This window comes from Salegentibacter profundi, from assembly GCF_054121475.1.
The window spans coordinates 1-19,128 of record NZ_JBSYGG010000021.1 but is presented as its reverse complement, the minus strand read 5'-3'; the positions used below and the strand labels follow the sequence as shown (position 1 = coordinate 19,128).

13 protein-coding genes and 2 pseudogenes are annotated in these 19,128 nt (G+C 36.3%); 4 read left to right on the top strand and 11 right to left on the bottom strand.

The window, feature by feature from the left end:
- Window positions 1-430 precede the first annotated feature (430 nt).
- The 7 genes from ACW6NC_RS15930 to ACW6NC_RS15900 all read right to left on the bottom strand — a co-directional run bounded on the left by ACW6NC_RS15930 (window position 431) and on the right by ACW6NC_RS15900 (window position 12,370).
- The gene (locus ACW6NC_RS15930) at window positions 431-1,885 is read right to left on the bottom strand and encodes a sulfatase family protein (protein WP_457867549.1); all 1,455 of its coding nucleotides are present in this window, start codon (window positions 1,883-1,885) and stop codon (window positions 431-433) included.
- 101 nt (window positions 1,886-1,986) lie between these two features.
- Complete coding sequence (locus tag ACW6NC_RS15925) at window positions 1,987-3,651, bottom strand: sulfatase family protein (protein WP_457867547.1); 1,665 nt, start codon at window positions 3,649-3,651, stop codon at window positions 1,987-1,989.
- A gap of 54 nt (window positions 3,652-3,705) precedes the next feature.
- Window positions 3,706-4,827 carry a formylglycine-generating enzyme family protein gene (locus tag ACW6NC_RS15920; protein ID WP_457867545.1) on the bottom strand — a complete coding sequence of 374 codons (1,122 nt, stop codon included), beginning with the start codon at window positions 4,825-4,827 and terminating at the stop codon, window positions 3,706-3,708.
- Window positions 4,828-5,282: 455 nt separating this feature from the next.
- The gene (locus ACW6NC_RS15915) at window positions 5,283-6,737 is read right to left on the bottom strand and encodes a RagB/SusD family nutrient uptake outer membrane protein (RefSeq protein ID WP_457867543.1); all 1,455 of its coding nucleotides are present in this window, start codon (window positions 6,735-6,737) and stop codon (window positions 5,283-5,285) included.
- A gap of 4 nt (window positions 6,738-6,741) precedes the next feature.
- Entirely contained in the window at window positions 6,742-10,086 is a 3,345-nt protein-coding gene (locus ACW6NC_RS15910) for a TonB-dependent receptor (protein ID WP_457867541.1), read from the bottom strand.
- 108 nt (window positions 10,087-10,194) lie between these two features.
- On the bottom strand, window positions 10,195-11,238 hold the full coding sequence (locus tag ACW6NC_RS15905) for a FecR family protein (protein WP_457867539.1): 1,044 nt from the start codon (window positions 11,236-11,238) through the stop codon (window positions 10,195-10,197).
- A gap of 547 nt (window positions 11,239-11,785) precedes the next feature.
- On the bottom strand, window positions 11,786-12,370 hold the full coding sequence (locus tag ACW6NC_RS15900) for an RNA polymerase sigma factor (RefSeq protein WP_457867537.1): 585 nt from the start codon (window positions 12,368-12,370) through the stop codon (window positions 11,786-11,788).
- A 500-nt stretch (window positions 12,371-12,870) separates the two neighbouring features.
- On the opposite strand from ACW6NC_RS15900, the gene ACW6NC_RS15895 reads away from it, so the two are divergent.
- Complete coding sequence (locus ACW6NC_RS15895; protein ID WP_457867535.1) at window positions 12,871-13,143, top strand: hypothetical protein; 273 nt, start codon at window positions 12,871-12,873, stop codon at window positions 13,141-13,143.
- On the opposite strand, the pseudogene ACW6NC_RS15890 reads toward ACW6NC_RS15895, so the two are convergent.
- Window positions 13,143-13,388: pseudogene (locus tag ACW6NC_RS15890) on the bottom strand (uracil-DNA glycosylase); the annotation flags it as partial. The gene ACW6NC_RS15895 and the pseudogene ACW6NC_RS15890 overlap by 1 nt on opposite strands.
- Before the next feature lie 364 nt (window positions 13,389-13,752).
- On the opposite strand from ACW6NC_RS15890, the gene ACW6NC_RS15885 reads away from it, so the two are divergent.
- Both ACW6NC_RS15885 and ACW6NC_RS15880 read left to right on the top strand, forming a co-directional pair.
- Window positions 13,753-14,553: a 3-keto-disaccharide hydrolase gene (locus tag ACW6NC_RS15885; RefSeq protein ID WP_457867533.1), complete on the top strand. Its 801-nt coding sequence runs from the start codon at window positions 13,753-13,755 to the stop codon at window positions 14,551-14,553.
- 4 nt (window positions 14,554-14,557) lie between these two features.
- Window positions 14,558-15,991, top strand: coding sequence for a Gfo/Idh/MocA family protein (locus ACW6NC_RS15880; RefSeq protein WP_457867531.1), 1,434 nt, complete (start codon window positions 14,558-14,560; stop codon window positions 15,989-15,991).
- A gap of 297 nt (window positions 15,992-16,288) precedes the next feature.
- Here ACW6NC_RS15880 and ACW6NC_RS15875 read toward each other — a convergent pair whose 3' ends face one another.
- Entirely contained in the window at window positions 16,289-16,744 is a 456-nt protein-coding gene (locus ACW6NC_RS15875) for an RES family NAD+ phosphorylase (RefSeq protein WP_457867529.1), read from the bottom strand.
- A complete protein-coding gene (gene parS, locus ACW6NC_RS15870) occupies window positions 16,741-17,196 on the bottom strand; it encodes a type II RES/Xre toxin-antitoxin system antitoxin (RefSeq protein ID WP_457867527.1) in 456 nt (151 codons plus the stop codon). Before parS ends, ACW6NC_RS15875 begins: the two co-directional genes overlap by 4 nt.
- A 122-nt stretch (window positions 17,197-17,318) precedes the next feature.
- Between parS and ACW6NC_RS15865 the strand changes: the two are divergent.
- A pseudogene (locus ACW6NC_RS15865) lies at window positions 17,319-17,411 on the top strand (ATP-binding protein); the annotation flags it as partial.
- Between the two features lie 411 nt (window positions 17,412-17,822).
- Here ACW6NC_RS15865 and ACW6NC_RS15860 read toward each other — a convergent pair.
- On the bottom strand, window positions 17,823-18,824 hold the full coding sequence (locus ACW6NC_RS15860) for a thrombospondin type 3 repeat-containing protein (RefSeq protein WP_457867525.1): 1,002 nt from the start codon (window positions 18,822-18,824) through the stop codon (window positions 17,823-17,825).
- Window positions 18,825-19,128: the final 304 nt, after the last annotated feature.

Genomic DNA, 19,128 nt, shown 5'->3' with positions numbered 1-19,128 from the left:
ATTAACTTAACCAAAATTTTAGAAGAAAAGTGTCCGTTTTGAAACGGAACGCCTGTCCGCTTTCAGCGGATTATGCAATGTAGGAATTTGAGGATTAAGACTTATATATTAAGAGGCGCTGGACAGTTTATAATTAGGCCGAAATTCATGTGTTACCTTCATCAATTTCCTTAAAACAGAAACTACCTTTCTAAATCTACCCACCTGCTATAGTAAATTCACCTCGTAAAATTGTGCTACGTAAGAATTTTTAGACCTCCTGATTTCTGACTTCCAATTTTTTCACAATACCAGTTATTTGCGATGAATCTTTTTTGGTAATAGTACCTTTAACTAAAGTAAATTTGGAAACTTTCTTAAATAAAAATGAAGGATAGTCCTAAAATTTCGTTTTTCATCCTTTAGAAGTTACAACCACTAGAATGAGTTTTTAAAATGGTCCTTTTGCATTGCAGTGTTCTGCTTCCAATTTTTCTCCTGGCATCTCTCCCCGGATATTAAAATTATATTCATTTTTTTCTCCGGTATCTCTAGAATACCAATCTTTAGTGAGTTCTTGCGGAACGTTATCATTTGTTTCTTCCATCCATTCCAATAAAACACCCTTCAATTCTGCAATGACCTTTAAATATTTTTTATCATTGGCTATGTTTTTAATTTGAAGTGAGTCTTCCTTTAGCTCATAAAGTTCTTCAGTAGGTCTTGGGGCAAGAAATACATCAGATTGAATAGATGTTAAACTTTTTCTCGCTGTTTTTAAAGATCTGAATGAAGGGCTGTTAATTGCATCCGCAGGACCCTGGTTTGGTAAATATGGCCTTGAATTTAAGATATACATAAAATCGTCGGTTCGGACCATACGTTCGTGTGCTTCATGATCATGCCAATTATGCTCTGCAAAGGCATAGTTACGAAATTTCCGACTCGGGTTATCTAGAACATCTTTAAAGCTCTTTCCTTGAAAGGTTTCAGGAATACCAACCCCACAAATATCTAAAACAGTTGGAGCGATATCTATACTGCTGATTAGACTGTTACTGACAGCGCTGTCAATATTTTCGGTCCAATGGATAATCAAAGGAGTTTTTACCCCAGAATGATACATTCTGGTTTTGTCGCGCGGAAACGGCCTCCCATTATCAGCCATAACAATAATAATCGTATTATTAAATACTTTCTGTTTTTTGAGTTCTTCGATAACTTTTCCAATATGAAAATCAAAACGCTTTATTTCATCATAATATTTGACTAGGTCAATTCTAGTGCTATCATTGTCTACTAGAGTTTTTGGAACCTCGATCTTTTCTGGGTCGTGTGTGTTTGAAAATTGGTTTTTACCCCAAACCCTATGTGCATCATAAGAAGCAAACCAAAAAAAGAAAGGGTTGTTTTTATCTCTTTCCCGCAAAGATTGTATCCACATATCTTCACCTCCATCGCCATTTTGCTCACGCTTCTCATAAATTTGATCGAATCCTTGTTTTAATAGGCTCCCCATATGCCATTTTCCGGCTTGACCTGTATAGTATCCGTTTTCATCTAATTTTGAGGCAATAGATTCAAAAACTACTTTAGGCTCTGTATGCAATTCTGCTGCACCAGTATTATGGGGGTACCTGCCTGTAAGGATACTTATTCTGCTGGGACTACAGGAACTCGTTGTTAGGATAGCATTGTTGAACGTTATCCCATTCCTTGCCAGATAATCAATATTCGGAGTATGCACAAAATGGTTCCCATATGGCCCCAGGTCGGTCGCAGTTACGTCATCAGCTATAAAGACAATAACATTCGGTCTTTCCCCCGGGGAATGAACTTTCTGGCCAACGATCCCGTTAGAAAACAGAAGGAAAATACCAAAAACTAAAGTTGTTATTTTATCCATGGTACCATTTTGTTAGTCAGAATATATTAGGTCGCCAAAAAAGCCAAGCACTTCACTAGTTTATCATTACTACTTTTTATTAAAACAAAAAGATAACTAGGTTATTCACTTTTTCTGTTTTCTATGTATTCAAGGTATTCCCTCAAATATTTCTCTTGAAGTTCTTTTGAATCCCCATATTTTTCGCGAAGCTCCTTGAGCTTTTCGTGCATATCGGCTCTTACCTCTGTATAATTCGGATCTTCGTAAATATTATTCAATTCCTCAGGATCTTCCTTCAAATCATACATTTCCCACTCATCAATATCATAATAAAAATGCATCAGTTTATAACGGTCGGTCGCCACACCATAATGTCGTTTTACCATATGTACTGAGGGATATTCATAGTAGGTATAATAAACTGCATCCCGCCATTCTCCTGACTTTCCATTTAATATTCTCCTAAAAGATTCACCCTGCATTTCTGATGGAATTTCGACATTGGCATAATCTAGAAGTGTTGGTGCGAAATCGAGATTTTGAACTAATTCATCCACGACTGTTCCTGGAGCTATTTCTTTTGGATAACGAATTAATAAGGGCGTGCGGAATGATTGCTCATACATGAATCTTTTATCGAACCACCCATGTTCTCCAAGATAGAATCCTTGATCTGAGGTATAGACTACAATCGTATTTTCAGCTAAGTCATTTTGATCCAAATAATCCAGTACTTCTTCTACTCCGTCATCAACAGATTTAATGGTACGCAAATAATCTTTTATGTATCTGTTGTATTTCCATAGTGCTATTTGCTTCTCCCTCTGCTTTTCGTTCCCCAATTTCCGCATTGGTTTCAAAATACCTCCACCATCGGGATTTTCTTTAGGAAAGAATTTCTGGATGAACTTCTGGTTTTTTGGTTCATAAGCAGCATTCCAAGCTGCCAATTGCCTGTCATTCAATCGATCAAGATCATTTTTGAGTTCAGTTGGATTTCCTTCAGGGTCAATCTGGAATTTGAAGTCATGACCCCATCTTGCATGCCCATCGATTTCCATTTCCTGAGTTTTTGCTGCGGTACCTCGCCCAGCATAAAGCGTTTCATCATCAAAATAAGTCGCTGGAGGAATAAATTCAGTAGTATCATAGAGGGTTAAATATTTCGGTCCAGGTTTCCAGTTTCTATGAGGTGCTTTCTGATTGTATATCAACAGAAAGGGCTTATCCTTCGGGCGATCCTCCTTTAACCATTTAAGAGCATGCTCGGTAGTAATATCCGTAACATAACCTTCAATGCGTTTCTTCTCCCCATTGACAAGAAAATCTGGATTATAATAATGTCCTTGTCCAGGCAAAACCATAGAATAATCAAAGCCTTGAGGGAGACCATCAAGGTGTATTTTTCCAATCATTGCTGTAGCATATCCAGCCCTCTGCAGCTCTTTTGCGAAATTAGGCTGCTCCCAGTTAAACGGCTGAACATTGTCAACTTTACCGTTCACAAAACTATGCTTGCCAGTTAGAATAACGGCACGACTTGGAGCACAGATCGAATTTGTGACAGTAGCCCTAGTAAAAATAGAACCTTCTTCAGCTAATCTGTCAATACCTGGAGTTTCATTTAGCCCATAGCCATAAGCACTAATGGCTTGATACGCATGATCATCGCTCACCATAAGGATGATGTTTGGCTTTTTGTTTTCTGTTTGAGAAAAGGTTGCTCCTGAGAACAGAAGAAGTGCGATGAAAGAGTGAAATATATTTTTTTTATATTTTTTCATAATTTCTTTTGATTAATTGTGGTTAGACAAATTCCATTGGTTTTTATTAATCTGTTAATCCTTATTTAATAACATTTCAGGTGTTGCCACTGTCCTGAAACCCAAATGTTCCTGGGCAGAATCTGTTGAGTTCGCCATACGAGCAGAAATTCTAAAACTGGCGCAATAAGATGCATTGCACAAAAATGACCCCCCTTTTATTACCTTCTCTTGTAATCGCGGATTATAAGGATTGTATGGAAATTCTGCTCCTTGAGGATTTTTTACAATGCCATTCCGCCCCACTTCCTCATAATAGTGCACATTATACCAATCCTGAGTCCATTCCCAGACATTCCCCGCCATGTCATGGAGCCCGAATTGATTTGGAGGAAAGGATTTTACCGGAGCTTTGTTTTCAAAACCGTCTTTCTTTGTATTGCTCATAGGGAAATCCCCTTCCCAGGAGTTAGCCATTTGTGATAATTTTGCCATATCGGTTCCCCAGGAAAAGATAGCATCCTTTTTCCCTCCCCTGGCAGCATATTCCCATTCTGCTTCAGTGGGTAGACGCCTTCCTGCCCATTCACAATAAGCAAGGGCATCTTCAAGCGAAATATGAACAACTGGGAATTCACCCCTGTTCACTATAGAACTCTCAGGCCCTTCGGGTTGTCTCCAGTTAGCGCCAACTTTCCAGTCCCACCATTGGGAGTAATCGTACAGGTTAGGAACACTTTCAGTTGCTTTCTTAAAAACCAGAGAACCGGGCTGAAGAATAGAATCGTGTGGTTTAGGAGTGTTAGGAGGAAGTTGCTTTTTTATTTCATCCCAAACAATATCCCGTTCCGCAACAGTTATATAACCCGTTTCTTCAACAAATTTCGTGAATTCTGCATTCGTCACTTCACTGATATCCATAAAAAAACCATCCACTTCTACCGAATGTGCAGGTTTCTCATGTTTCATAGCCATATCGTCAGAACTGACTGCTCCTTGAACAAAAGATCCACCTGGAACCCAAACCATACCTTTCGGCGTTACGATACCCGTAGGTTTTTCCTTTAGTAAATCACCAAAATTGGAGGAGGCTAAAAATTCCTGTTGATCCACTACTGAAGCAATTTTATTATCAGCTTTCTCCTTACAAGAATAAAGAGTTATTAAAAAACAAATTAAAATTAATTCTTTTTTCATATCCTTAAATTTCATCAATCATCTTTTTCAACCGATTTGAACAAGCTATGCATATTGCTAAATGTAAATCTGTTCCAATTTTAGGAGTCGCCGTATTTTTTCACAGGATTTGATCTAGTTGATTTTATGCATGTCGACACAATCATCTCGGTAGTCCGGACATTCATGCATACCTTAGGATCTTCCTACAGATCTTTCATTTCCCACCCAACTAATTTGTAGAAATATCACAGGTCACAGTGATTTGTCAATCTACCATAAGGCTTCTCAACCTTGTGCCAGGAAGTATACTTACAATGATAATGGAAACAAAAGCTTCAATTTTTGACTAATCGCCTAATACTTATTAAGCGGCTTTTTCAATCAATTTCAACCAATCCTATCTATTTTGATTTTTGAACATTCTTCGAAATATAAAAATTTCGATTTTTAAAATTTTAATTGCTATTCAATAATCAATATCCCTCATTTTGGGTTAGGTTGGGATTTCTGTCCATTTCCGTTTGAGGAATCGGATATCTTACTTGAAACTCTTGTGCAGGTTTACCGCGTTCTATTGCCTTTTGAATAAATTTGCCATGGCGAATCAGGTCTTGGCGTCTGAGTGCCTCCGTATGAAACTCCCTGCCTCTTTCATCTAGAATAAAGTTTCTTAGCGCTTCCTTATCTGCAAAATCACCTACCGTGAATGTTGATACTCCTGCAGCTTCCCTCACCATATTTATAAGATCAATAGATTCTTGGTTAGGTCCATTGATTTCATTTAAAGCTTCTGCTCTGGAAAGAAGGATATCAGAATAACGAATAAAAGGAAAATCATTAGGTGCTCGGCTTATCCCTTGGTTTGGGTATTCTGGATACTTTAAACTTCTAGCATTGTCCTCTCCTAGCACGACAGTTTCTCCGTCAGCATTTTCGAATTCAAATAAAAATGCATCTAGGCGTTCGTCCTCTGGATCGAATATTTCTAAAAAGTCAGACCATATTTTGTATTCAGCCGCAAATATTTGTCTAGGAGGATATTTCCACTGATAGCCTCTCGGCACCACATGACTTAACCAACCATTGCCAGTATCATCATCAGGAGTATCTGACATCACTGACACAAAAATGAATTCATTATCACGCTGATTTTCAAAATTAAATAACTCCGTCCTATTCTCTTCAACAAATAAATCATATTCTCCTAAATCCATCACTTGTTTTGCAGTAGCAGCAGCATCTTGCCATCTTTTAGTCATCATGTAAAACTTAGCTAAAGCTCCAAGAGCAGCACCCTTTGTAGGGCGTCCATATTGACCTCTTGGTGGCGTCAAGGGAAGTTGCTCACTAGCCACCAGTAGCTCGTCTTCAATAAATGAAATCATTTCCTCTTCTGTAGGTCTACTTGGACGGTCTGTGACTTTAGTTTCACTACTAGTTATAAGTGGTACTGGGCCAAAAAAGTCATACAATAAGAAATAATTAAATGCTCTTAGAAAACGTGCTTCAGCAATTATTTCGTTTTTTCTATTCTCGTCCATATCTACTAGAGAAGCATTATCCAAGACTGTATTAGCCTTAAAAATTCCTCGGTATCGACGGTCCCAAGAATTGCTTAACCATTGATGAGTTGACGTCCATGTAAATTCTTCAATAGGTCTATTGAACGTAAAAATACCACCACTCCGTTCAAAAGCTATGTCAGTGTTAACCTCCTGTAAAGTAACAGCATCTCTTGTTATATCACTGTAACGCAATTCGCCATAAACTGAGTTTAGCACTACTTCTAGATCCTCTCCAGTTTTAAAAAAATCCTCGGGACTTAGAGTTGTGAAAGTTTGTTCTTCTAACAAGTCTTCACATGAAGAAAATAATGTTACAGTAAAGGTCAAAAAGAAAACTATTTTATATTTTAATATTTTTTTCATCTCTTTATAAGTTTAAATTGATACCTAGTGTATAAGTTCTGGCAAGCGGGTAAGCGCTGTAGTCAATCCGCAAATTCGAATCACCCAAGGAATTAACATCGGGGTTATAACCACGATAATCCGTCCAAGTAATCAAATTCTGCCCAGATGCATACACCATGAGGGAAGAAATAAACTTGATATTCAAATCAGGAAAAGTATAAGCTAATCTAGCGCTTCTTAATCTTAGAAAAGAAGCGTCTTCAACAACCCTACTATTAAAATCGAAGGTTCGAGATGGATTAACAAATGAGGGTTGGTCGTTTGTAGGGTTTTCAGGAGTCCACCTATCCAAAACATATTTTTGCCTATTCCTTAGATCATCAATGGGATTTTCTGAATCAATATTGGTGAAATTTGCCAATTCAAACCCAAATTTCCCTTCTAAAAAAACATCAAGAGAAAGGCCTTTATAACTAAAGGAATTGTTCAAGCCCATGGTAAAATCAGGAAAAGGATCGCCCAGTACGGTTTTATCGTCATCATTTATGACCCCATCATTGTTCAAATCTTTGAACTTTCTACCTCCAACTGAGGCATCAGGTTGAGTTGGAGAACTATCAACTTCATCCTGAGACTGAAAAACGCCGGCGAACTCATATCCATAATAAGAATTAATAGGCTGACCAACATTCAGTAAGGTGAAATCTTGGATAAACCTGGTACTACCTTGAAGGATTCTAGGTAATTCCCCCAAATTAGTAACTTCATTTTTTAAAGTGGCTATATTAAAATCTGTTGTCCATTTAAATTGGTTAACGAAGTTTCTTGATGCCAGCGAAAATTCAAAACCAGAATTTCTAGTATCCCCGACATTTTGAAGAGAAATATTAAACCCAGTAGTGGTAGGAATAGGCAAATAGAGTAATAAATCCCTCGTGTTACTTTGGAAATATTCTACTGTTCCTGAAATTCTATTACTGAGAATTCCAAAATCAATTCCTAGATTCAGTGATTCTGTGGTTTCCCATTTAAGATCAGGATTTGCCAATTGAGTAGGAGCAATAGACTGAACTTCTTCACCATCAAATACTGCAATAGGCCCTGAGCCTAGTAGAACCAATGACCTTCCATTGTCAATTTCCTGATTTCCACTCAAGCCATAACTAGTCCTCAGTTTTAAATCAGTTACCAGACTTTCCTCCGGAAAAAAGGATTCATTTGAAATATTCCAGGCAATCGCACCTGATGGGAAATAAGCAAACTTGTTATTTTCACCAAACCTGGAGGACCCATCAGCCCTAAAGGATCCTGATATTATATATCTGTCATCAAAAGCGTAATTTACACGACCAAAACCAGATACAATTGTATTTTCACCTCGGAGAGACCCAACTTCATATGTGCCTGGATCTCCAGCACCTAGATTGTTAGGTCCAAAAGAAGTTGTCGGGAAATTCTGTCCAGCAGCGCTAAATCCTGAATTCTTAAATCTCTGAAATGAATAACCTCCTAATAGATTTAGCCTATGCTTATCTGCTATCTCTTTTTTATAATCCAAAGTGAATTCAAAAAGGTTGCTATTAATTTCCCTAAGTCTTTGTGTTGCCTGTCCTTCAGCCAAACTCCCTTTCTGAGTAATTAAATCCAAAAAGGTTTCCCTTCGTAAGATTCTCTGATCAAAACCAAAATTTAGCTTAGCTTTTAAATCAGATATAACCTCATATTCAACAAATCCGTTACCGAACAATCTAGTAGTTTTTTCAAATTCATCTATTGTTTCTGCTTGGGCTACTGGATTACTAAGATCTTGCAGACTAGTACTATAACTTCCATCTGGATTATAGACGGGTAAGGTTGGAGGAAGTTGTAAAGCTGCTGCAATAACTCCAGCCTCCATATTGACACCTAGTCCAAGTGGCACTCTATTTTCCTTCTCAAAACTATTATTTAGATGAAAACCAATCTTTACCTTATCTCCAATACTATGAGTAAGATTTATCCTTGCAGTCAATCGTTCAAAACCTGAATTAATAACTATCCCTTCTTGATCAAAAGCATTCAACGATAAATAATACTGCGTATCTTCAGAACCACCTGAAAAGGAAAGACGATGTTCATGAATTGGAGCGCTCCTAAATATCTCATCTTGCCAATTTGTGCCAACGCCAATGGCACTTATCTCCTCCGGGCTAAACAATTGATCGAGACCTCTATCCTCATATATGTCATTATAAAATGACATATACTCTTGAGCATTCATCATATCGAGTGTTTTGGCCGCTTTTTGAATACTTGTTGAAAAGTTATAATTGATTTCCAGCGCAGAATTTACTTGACCTTGTTTCGTTGTGATTAATACAACACCATTTGATCCTCGAGCTCCATAAATAGCGGTTGCCGATGCATCTTTTAAAACTTCAATTGATTTTATATCAGAAGGGTTTAAGGAATTCCCTGGGTTTGCACCGGGAAGACCATCAATAACGTAAAGTGGTTCATTTCCAGCAGTGATAGAATTAGCACCTCTTATTCTTAAAGAAAAATTTCCCCCTGGCTCTGCACTGCCTTGAGTTACCTGAACACCTGGCAACCTACCCTGTATAATCTGGTCAACTGATGCCTGAGAATCTGTGTTTAATTTTTCAGCTTGAATTGAACTTACAGAACCAGTCAGGTCGCTCTTCCTAACACTTCCATAGCCTATGACAACTACTTCCTCTAATTGAGCCTGATCGTTTTCTAAAACAATATCTATTTGGGAATTTCCGTTAACTGGAATTTCCTGAGTGATCATACCGATAAAAGAAATTACTATAATGGCATTTTCATCAGTAACCTCCAAAGAATAATTACCATCAAAATCGGTTTGAACACCATTATTAGCCCCTTTCTCCATAACCGTAGCACCGGGTAACGGCATTCCCGAACCATCTACAACAGTACCTGAGACTTCAAAACCCTGTATCCCGGTTTGCTTATTTTCTTCCTTTCCAAGGATACTATCTTCAGGCAAGATAATTACCTGACGATTGTCAATTTTATATTTCAGATTTTTCCCGCTGAATACTGTTTCCAAAATTTCTTCAAGACTTGCCCCTTTTTCTTTTACTTTAATTCTGTCGGTCTTTGAAAGGACGCCATCTTTATAGAAAAAAATAAATTCAGTCTTTTTTTGGATCTCAGTAAAGAGTTCTTCATAGGTAACATCTTCTACATTAATATCAATATCATCCTGAGAATAAGCTTCCTTGGCTTGTAATGTTGTTATCCCAATTACGATAAATAAGAAAAATGATTTCATAAGCAAGATAGGAATGTGACGAAATGAAAACTGCTCTTTCGAGCCACATTTAGGCGAAAAATTCATAATTTTGATTTTTAGTTAGTTTTGTACGCTAATTTTTCTAATAACCATTGGTGTTGCAGCACTGATGGTTATTCTTTTATATACAATTTCAATTCATTGGCATAAATTTTAAGGTTTAGAGATCACGATTACTTTATTATTTTTCCACTGGTATTGGAAGGGATTGGTTTTATTTATTATCTCAAGAACACTATCCACATCTTTTAATAAATCTAATCTTCCTGAAAATGTGGAATTTTCTGGGAATCCTTTTTCAAACTTTATTTCAACATTATAGTATCGAGAAAGTTTAGCAGCTATGTCCTGAAGGCTATTCATTTTTAAAGAAAGGAAACCTTCCCGCCAGGAAAAATAATCCTCGGGATTTACTTGTTTGGAATTCAACCCCCTAGTTTCAGCATTAAAACTTGCCATAGTCCCCGGTTTAATTTTAATTACCTTATTATTATCCTTGTGATACTTAATACGAACACTTCCGCTTTTTAATACTGTATGAGAGATAACCTCATTTGAATATGCCGATACGTTAAATACAGTTCCTAATACCTCAATTTCCTGATTCTCTGAAAGCACCTTGAATGGTTTATTTTTGTTGTGTGCAACTTGGAAAATTGCTTCTCCCGTAAGGTAAACCTGTCTTTCATCCCCCTTGAAAACGGCGGGATAAATTAATTTAGATCCAGAATTAACCCACACTTTTGTACTATCAGATAAAGTAAGACTACCTCGTTTTCCATAAGGAACAATGAATGTATTAAAAACAGGTGTACTATTTTTTTCAGTTTTCTGGCTTACTACCTTGCCTTTACCAATTTGCACTCTATCTCCAGAAGAAGAATATTGAATATAACTATTTTCAGAATCTATATTAATTTTTTCTCCATTTAACACTAAAGTAACCTGATCGGAATTTTCCAAGGTAGAATCCGGAATAGTACGCGCAAAATCTTCTATCGAAGGCTCCGAAGACTGTTTTATGACATGAAACAGTCCAAGTACACACAGGACACAAGCAGCAGAAGCATAACCCACGAAAATTTTAATTTTCCTTTTTCGATTTTGACGTTTCACCGTACTCGCCGAATTCAGAATTCTCCAGCGAAGCTCCTGCTTCTCCATATTACTTAGCTGCGAATCAGATTTATGGCTCATAATTTTGGAAATAAAATCTTAAGTTTCTATGCCTCTAATAATATAGAGACTAGTAAAACGACTTTATAGACATAAAAAATTTATTTTTTTATAATCTTAGCGTTTTAATTCATTTTAGAGCCTTTCAGCATTTTTGTTTCGGTTAAAAAAGCCCTGACAAAAAAGCCAGGGCTTTTTATAGGAATTCGAATTATCACAACTAATCCAACTAACAACTATATAACATGAAAATTCATCCCTGAAGATATTTAACTGTTTCTTTTGAGATATTTTAGGATTATTAATCCAGTTTGATCTTAAGATAATTTTTCCTTATTAATATAGAGACAAGTAAATCGAATTTATAGACAACTTTTTATAGAAATCAAGGAAATAAATAAAAACTTTAGAAATGTTTGGGCGGTGGAAGAGGATTCTGATTCAGTAAGTTCAAACAAGAATCAAAAGTCGAATTTTAATTTGGTTGTGCCCTGCATAATTCTAAATGACTAAAGATAATGAATGGGATAAGAAGATTTTATTACCAGACTCAATTAAAATGAAAAGATTACCAAAGAAGAGCTACAGCTTTCTTGCGTAATTCCTTAACCGTTCTATAAACGAGTGTCCTTGCAGATGAGACAGTTACATTCAAATCTCTCGCAATCTCCTCGTAAGACTTATCTTCTGAAAACTTTAATTCCAGAACTTTGATTTGATGCAATGTAAGGTATTCCATGGCATGATCTACTTTTTTTTGAGTTAATGAAGCCTGCTCAAAGTTTATAATTTTATTTTCATGGCTCTCCGTATTTTCTAACATCCCCGGCTTGGTCTCAAAATCTTTATTTTCTAATTTTATTTCTTTTGAATTCTTTTTCCGAAAAATATTTCTCTTAAAGGAAGTAATAAGGTATGCCTTAATATTCTGGGCTTCGGAAAGCCTGTCATGATATTTGTAAAGTTCCAAGAACATATCATGAATAACATCCTGAATAAATTCTTTATCCGGATAAATAGAATATCCTATAGCAAATAAATCATCGACATATTTATCGTAGAAATATCCAAGTGCATCCATATTCCCTTTTTGCAGGTCCTGCCATGCATCTATATCACTTCGATAAGTAGATTTCTTACGACTTTTAAACATCTATTATTTTTTCCAAAAAAAGTTCAAAAAAGGAACTTGATGATATTATTAATATCAGAAATTTTAGATATTAATTATTTCATATTCCTTCCAAATATAACTTTTTTTTAAAATCATCAAATTTATTGTTAATTAAAAAGTGATATTCACAACTTGCTTTTTAAGTAAATGAGCTGAAGGTTCTTAGACATCCTAAAATCTAGTGGATTTTTACCCATTTGGTAATTATCTTGATATCAGCATCTTACTGACTTAACAAAAAAAAGTATGAACTAAAAATCCAGTTCTGCCTTTTGCAAATCCCAAAGCAATGGTTATTTCAATTAATACTTTAGTTGAAATTCCTGAATATTTGTCCTTTCTGTTTTAATCCCTTTACACTTAAGGGACAAGATAAACCAATATTGTTTGGATTGCTTGTGAAGATATTTCCCCTTTTTAGGAAGGCAATACATTAGTCAATATTCCGAATATTGATATATTATATTTTAAAAGTAGAAATGGCTAATGACCCGGAGACTAATCCCAGAAAAGTCGCCGTTGGGGGTAATCAATATATAGAGGCTGCAGAATACAGAGAAGGGGCTTTCTACAATATGTTTCATTCAGAATTCAACTCTTTAACAAATGAGAATGATATCATGCCGGTGAGTTCTCCTTATACAAATGGATCTAAAGGTGCTGATAGAATCATGAGACACGCGAAGCCAGCAGGTTTTAAATATTATGGGTTTCCCATAATTCATTTTCTTTATCTTCAAAGATCAAAATGAATAACCCTTTCTGTAAATACTTCCCAACCCTTATTCTTATGCGAACCGGCCTGATATGCTTTTACCGTAAGAAGCGCATTTAACAGTAAAACTTTCTGTCTACCTATCTTTCTTAGTTGCCGGTAGCAGGAAAAGGTTTTCCCAGATCATTTTCGATCTCCCTGAATATACTTATAAGGAATGGCGGAAATTGTATACAACCCCCTACCCCAAAAACAAAGTCCATTTGCCTGTCCTACTCCATGGCCCTTCTTTGTTATAGCAGCCCGCTAGGAATACATCAGGAAGCAGCCCGAAAGTTGAAAGTATTAAACGTAAAACCAAACAATGAAAATTAAATTATCTAGTCCCAGATAGCTTAATAAAAATGAAAACTTATCTTCAGAAAATTGTTAATCCTGGAGCCTATATGCCTCTTGAAATATATCAAAAATGGAATTGATCAAGAATCTTTAATACGAAGCTAAATAGATAATTTTCCTGATAATTGATTACTTTTTGATACTTCAAAAAACACTTCTATAAATTTTTTAATAAACTTTCTTGATTTTAATTGAATTAACATTTGTATATTTCACGGCAATAAATTAATTCAGTTATAAAAATCCAATGAAATTTAATCTTTTTACCCTTCTTATTTTACAATTATTACTTTTTAATTCCTGTAAAGAAAAATCAAAAGTTGATTCCGAATCAGAGCCTCTCACCTCCACTGACAGCATTGCCGAAAACGACTGGACCTATCTTTTTGACGGTACATCTACCGAAGGCTGGCGTGCATACAACGGTGATTCCCTTCCACCCGGCTGGGTTATAAAAGACAGTGTTTTAACATTCGATACTGAATTGGGCCTCGAACAAAATTATAAAGGCGGAAAAGACATTATATATGGCGCTGAAGAATTTGACAATTTTGAACTCTATTTGGAATGGAAACTGCCAAAAGGAGGAAATAGTGGAATCTTTTATCATGTAAAAGAAGGTTATGGGGGACCTCCGGAAATCTCTCCGGAATATCAATTGATTGATGATGAGAACTACGCAGCTATTCATGACCTTTCCGGCTATAATTCACAATTTGGGGCAGAAAACCCGGAAGAACTTCAGGACTGGCAAAAAACCGGTGCGGATTATGCCATGCATGCGGCTGATAACACAGAAAAAATATTAAATCCTGTTGGAGAATGGAATTCTTCTAAAATTGTATTCACCCCTGAAAAAGTGGAGCATTGGCTCAACGGGAAGAAAATAGTGGAGTTTGTTCCATGGTCAGAAGACTGGCAAAAAAAGAAGAATTCAGGGAAATGGGATAATGCACCAGATTACGGTAAATTCCAATCTGGATATATTGGTCTGCAGGACCACGCTAGTCCAATCTGGTTCAGAAATATTAAAATCAAAAAGCTATAATCTGATGAATAAAAGAGAATTTTTAAAAATTACGGGGCTCGCCACATCAGGAATACTCGTTTTACCCAGCCTATCCTGGGCAGGAACTGCAGCCCACAACAGACTGAGAACAGCACATATTGGTGTGGGAAATATGGGATTGGAAGACCTGAAGGCGATAGCCTCTCACGAACTTGTGGATGTAGTTGCTCTTTGTGACGTTGATTCAAATTATTTAGCCAATGCCCATGCCCTGCACCCTGAGGCGAAAACATTTTCAGATTATAGAGCAATGTTACAGATAATGGAAGATGAAATAGATGCGGTAATAGTCTCTACACCAGATCATACTCATGCACCTGCCTCGATAATGGCTATGAATATGAATAAGCCTGTCTATTGTCAGAAACCATTAACACACCACGTCTCCGAGGCCCGGGCAATGAATAAACTGGCTGCAGAAAAGAACTTGGTTACCCAAATGGGAATTCAAGTACATTCTTTTTATGATTATAAACTGGCAACTCTATTAATCCAATCCGGTATTATTGGTAAAGTACATACGGTTAGAGCATGGTCCCCTAAAAACTGGGGATATGATGGTCCCGTTCCTAAGGGTGTGGATCCGGTTCCTGAAGATTTGGATTGGAACTTATGGTTAGGTACTTCTAAAGCAAAAGGCTTTCAGAAAGACGTATACCACCCTGGTAACTGGCGAAAATTATTAGATCATGGGTGCGGCACATTGGGTGATATGGGTGTTCATATTTTTGATACTCCCTATAACGCTCTGCAACTGGACGTGCCTCTCACTGTTAAAAATGATTGCCGGGAACCAAACGGATTCTCATTTCCTGAAAAGAACAAGGTAACCTATGAATTTCCGGGGACACCATTTACCACAGAAAGACTTAAATGGGTATGGTATGACGGGCCGGGAGCACCGGAAGATCACGAAGACCTGAAACTACCTGAAAATGGTAAAAACAAAGCTTCAGAAGCTAAAAAGAAAGAGAAGAGGGATGATGAGGATATTTCTTTAGACGCAAAAATTGCTGAAAAAGGTCAGCTTCCTGAGCAGGGAGCCATGTTTATTGGTGAAAAGGGCCGCTTGTTGCTTCCTCACTTTATGCAATTACCATCTAAGATCGTAAATGGTAAATATGTGGATATATCTAAGGAAATCGCTAAAATTAGCAAAGAGAATAATTTAGGGGAACCTATTAGAAATTACGAATCTGAAGGTCCTAAGCATTATCATCAATTTGTAGAAGCTTGCCTTGGCAGGGAAAAATGTTCTGCCCCCTTTTCATATGCAGCTCGTTTAACAGAAACTATTCTTTTAGGAGTTATTGCGGGAAGGTTCCCAAACCAAACATTACATTGGGATAGTAAGATTGCTAAATTTTCTGAAGAGGAAGCCAATGCATTTTTGGAAGGGCCTTATCGTGATTTCTAATTGAATAAGGGTAAAATAGAATTTTGGTGAAATTGATCCCCTTATATTCCATACAATGATAAGGAGCAATAAATTCTTATTGGTAAGGAAAAGGAAGGCTAAACAGAAAAAATATCCTGGCTTCTGCTAGGGTGGCGTTTTAAGAGAAAATAAATAACAAGAGCAATTCTGAAAAACCGAAGCTATGTTTTCGGAAAAAACAATTTTGGGATTATCAGACTCACTAAATGGGCTTAGCATATACAACGCGTGGGCATCCCTTATTTTAATTGAATATCGAGATTCGATGAAACGAGCTTATTTTATCAACCGGTTATCAATTTCGAAAGGATAGCTTTTCAGGATTTTTATTTTATCTATATCCGGATGACCTACATTAATAAGAAAATTTGTTTCATATGGGTTTACGGCACTTGGCACTTTAAGAATTAGATACTTATTTTCTATCAGCCATTTTTTTCCAAGTGCTTTAAGCATATCCGGGCCTGGATATTTATTCCAATTCTTAGGTAAATCTTTTAATGTTAATTCTTTAATCCTATTTTCAGGAATCTTCAATTCAGCTATAAATAAGTCATCTGGCAAAAGATCGAAATCCACGTGGACTAATTTCTCCAGGATCGCTAAAGAGGAGGTTGATGCGCAATATAAAACAGAAAAACCTTTCGGATTCCAGCGTCCTCCCGTTAATTTCGCTCCGGTTCCGCTTAAATCCTTAATCCATTTTTTCTTGGCAATTCGATAGACAATCATGAAAAAACACCATGTTCGATTCTAAGCAACTCATCCAAAACTAAATCAATACCAAGACTAGTTTCCATTAAATCGATTGGTTTTGAGTTTGCCAAAGATTTATTTGGGCGGTTTAGCCAGGTAATAAACTTTTCTTTATCATTAAAAACATTTATTCCTTTATGGAAAAGACGTGTTAGTTCTATAAGTCGTTCTGATGAATTAATATCCATAGTCTTTTCAGGCGAATACCGCTGTAGGGTTCTTTCAGAAACGTGGATTAATTTAGAAACCTGCTTTCTGGATAATGTGGAATGTTTTATAAATGAATTAACGGAATTCCTGTGTAAACCCTCTTTTAAAACTTTAAGGTAGGCAAAAGAAGAATTCCCTTTTTTCAATGAAAGTGTTTTCAGTTCCAGCCACTTTGCAACGGTTTCTCTTTCTTTTTTATAATTAATTGCCTCAACCATAACACACGTCATTTATCACAAATATAGTGACAAATGTCGTATTCATCTAAATTTTGAAATTAAAATTTATGTTACTAAACCTAGAAAAGTATCACATAAATAAAAATACCTAAAAGGACCATGCAGACGCTATTTTGGACAGGATCGTAAACTCCTCGCATCGGATCGACCTCAAAGGAGAATCACTAAGAAAAGGAGCTTTAAAGAACGAGTAACATTAATTTTTTATATAATTGCAGTATCTTTCAAAGTGGCACAGTTTGACCGAAACAGGTGGTACCATCACTCCGGAATAGCCACTAAAATGGTCATTCCCTTCCACCTATACCTCGCGGCACAAAATTTTTAGGCGTGATCCATCCTAAATTTAAAAATTAGAATTGAGGTTAAATGGTAGTATTAAATACTTATTAAAAGTATTTTTTGAATGGTAAGTTATTCTGTACTAGGTGTAAAAAACAAAAGCTCCACATTTCTTTTCTGTGAAGCCTTGTCTTTGCTAGTAGCGGGAAAATTTGAAATATCGAACGAATTTATCCTGGACCTAAAGGCAATAGCACAGCTAAATAAATTCTAAAACACTAAACTTCCGTCTACTATATTTTTAGCGTTCAACATATTAAATACTAATTCTCACCTATAACGCAATTCAAAATAGCACTTCTTTGGTCGGCGGTTATTATTCCATCTTGAATCCAAGCGTTTGTTAATTCATTATAGGAACGAACAGTTTGACCTAAGTTTTTAAATTCTCCTGACTCTAACTCGTCTATCAAATCGGCCATGTAAACCCCATTTTTCAATAGTTCGTTCTCAACATTTGTATCACAACCTTTAATAGCAACTTCCGTTTCTGTATTGGAATAAGGTGTATTATCAAATTCATCAATTACTCCATCATTATCATCGTCTTCATCACAGGCATCACCAAAACCATCTCCATCAAAATCTTCCTGATTCTCGTTAGAAATTGATGGACAGTTATCAATATCATCATTAACCCCATCCCCATCTGAATCCAGGTTCATGCAAAATTGAATAGATGCAACAAGGACATTATTATCAGGAAGACCTGGCATCCCATCAGCAGTGACGACTACAGATTTTATACCATTCCCCTCTACTGTTAACTCTGAACATTGGACCCAACCATCGACAGAGTAAAAATCAGTATCTAAAATATCACCATGCCCACCAGTTTCGGTATATGCTGTTAGGTAATATGTTTCGTTAAGGCCACCTGCTGCCATTCCAGTTAGGACTACTGAACTTACCTCTTCCGAAAATGAAAATATTATGGGAGGATTAGACAAGCCTGAAAAAGCTAAACCTTTATTAATCCCTGAACAGAACTGTTTTACATCTTCGCTTAACTCTAAAATCATGCCTACTGGTTGAATAGCATCTTCAGTAGGTCCACTAATATTAATTCCATCTAAGTTATCAATGGGAGCAGGTCCAACTGGAAACTCACTAAAGGATATGCTAGTACATTCACCATGGAAAGCACTTATAGTGGCATTTACTGGTTGGACATCATCCACCAAATTTGGTAGATTTTCTTTCTCGCAGCTACTGAAACAGAAGGCTACTCCGATACACATTGTTAAAAATCCTGCATTTTTCATAATATATAGTTTTAGTTAATAATTAAAAATCAGAGCTAAAACTGTTTTGGGATTTTTGAATTGGGGATAAGGAATATGGCGAAAAAGGGTAAACCTTAACGAAAAGGCAAAATATGAATAGAATTTGGGTGTAGGGAATTATGAAGTTAAATATATCTAAATTATTGATAATCAGAGTTGGAAATTTAATTTTTAACAATAATTTAATAAACCTATCGAGAAAGTTATGGATCAAGCCCAATTGTTGTGTTTAAGCAAAAATTGTAGTTAATCTATACAGAAAGAATTCTACATTTTTCACTCC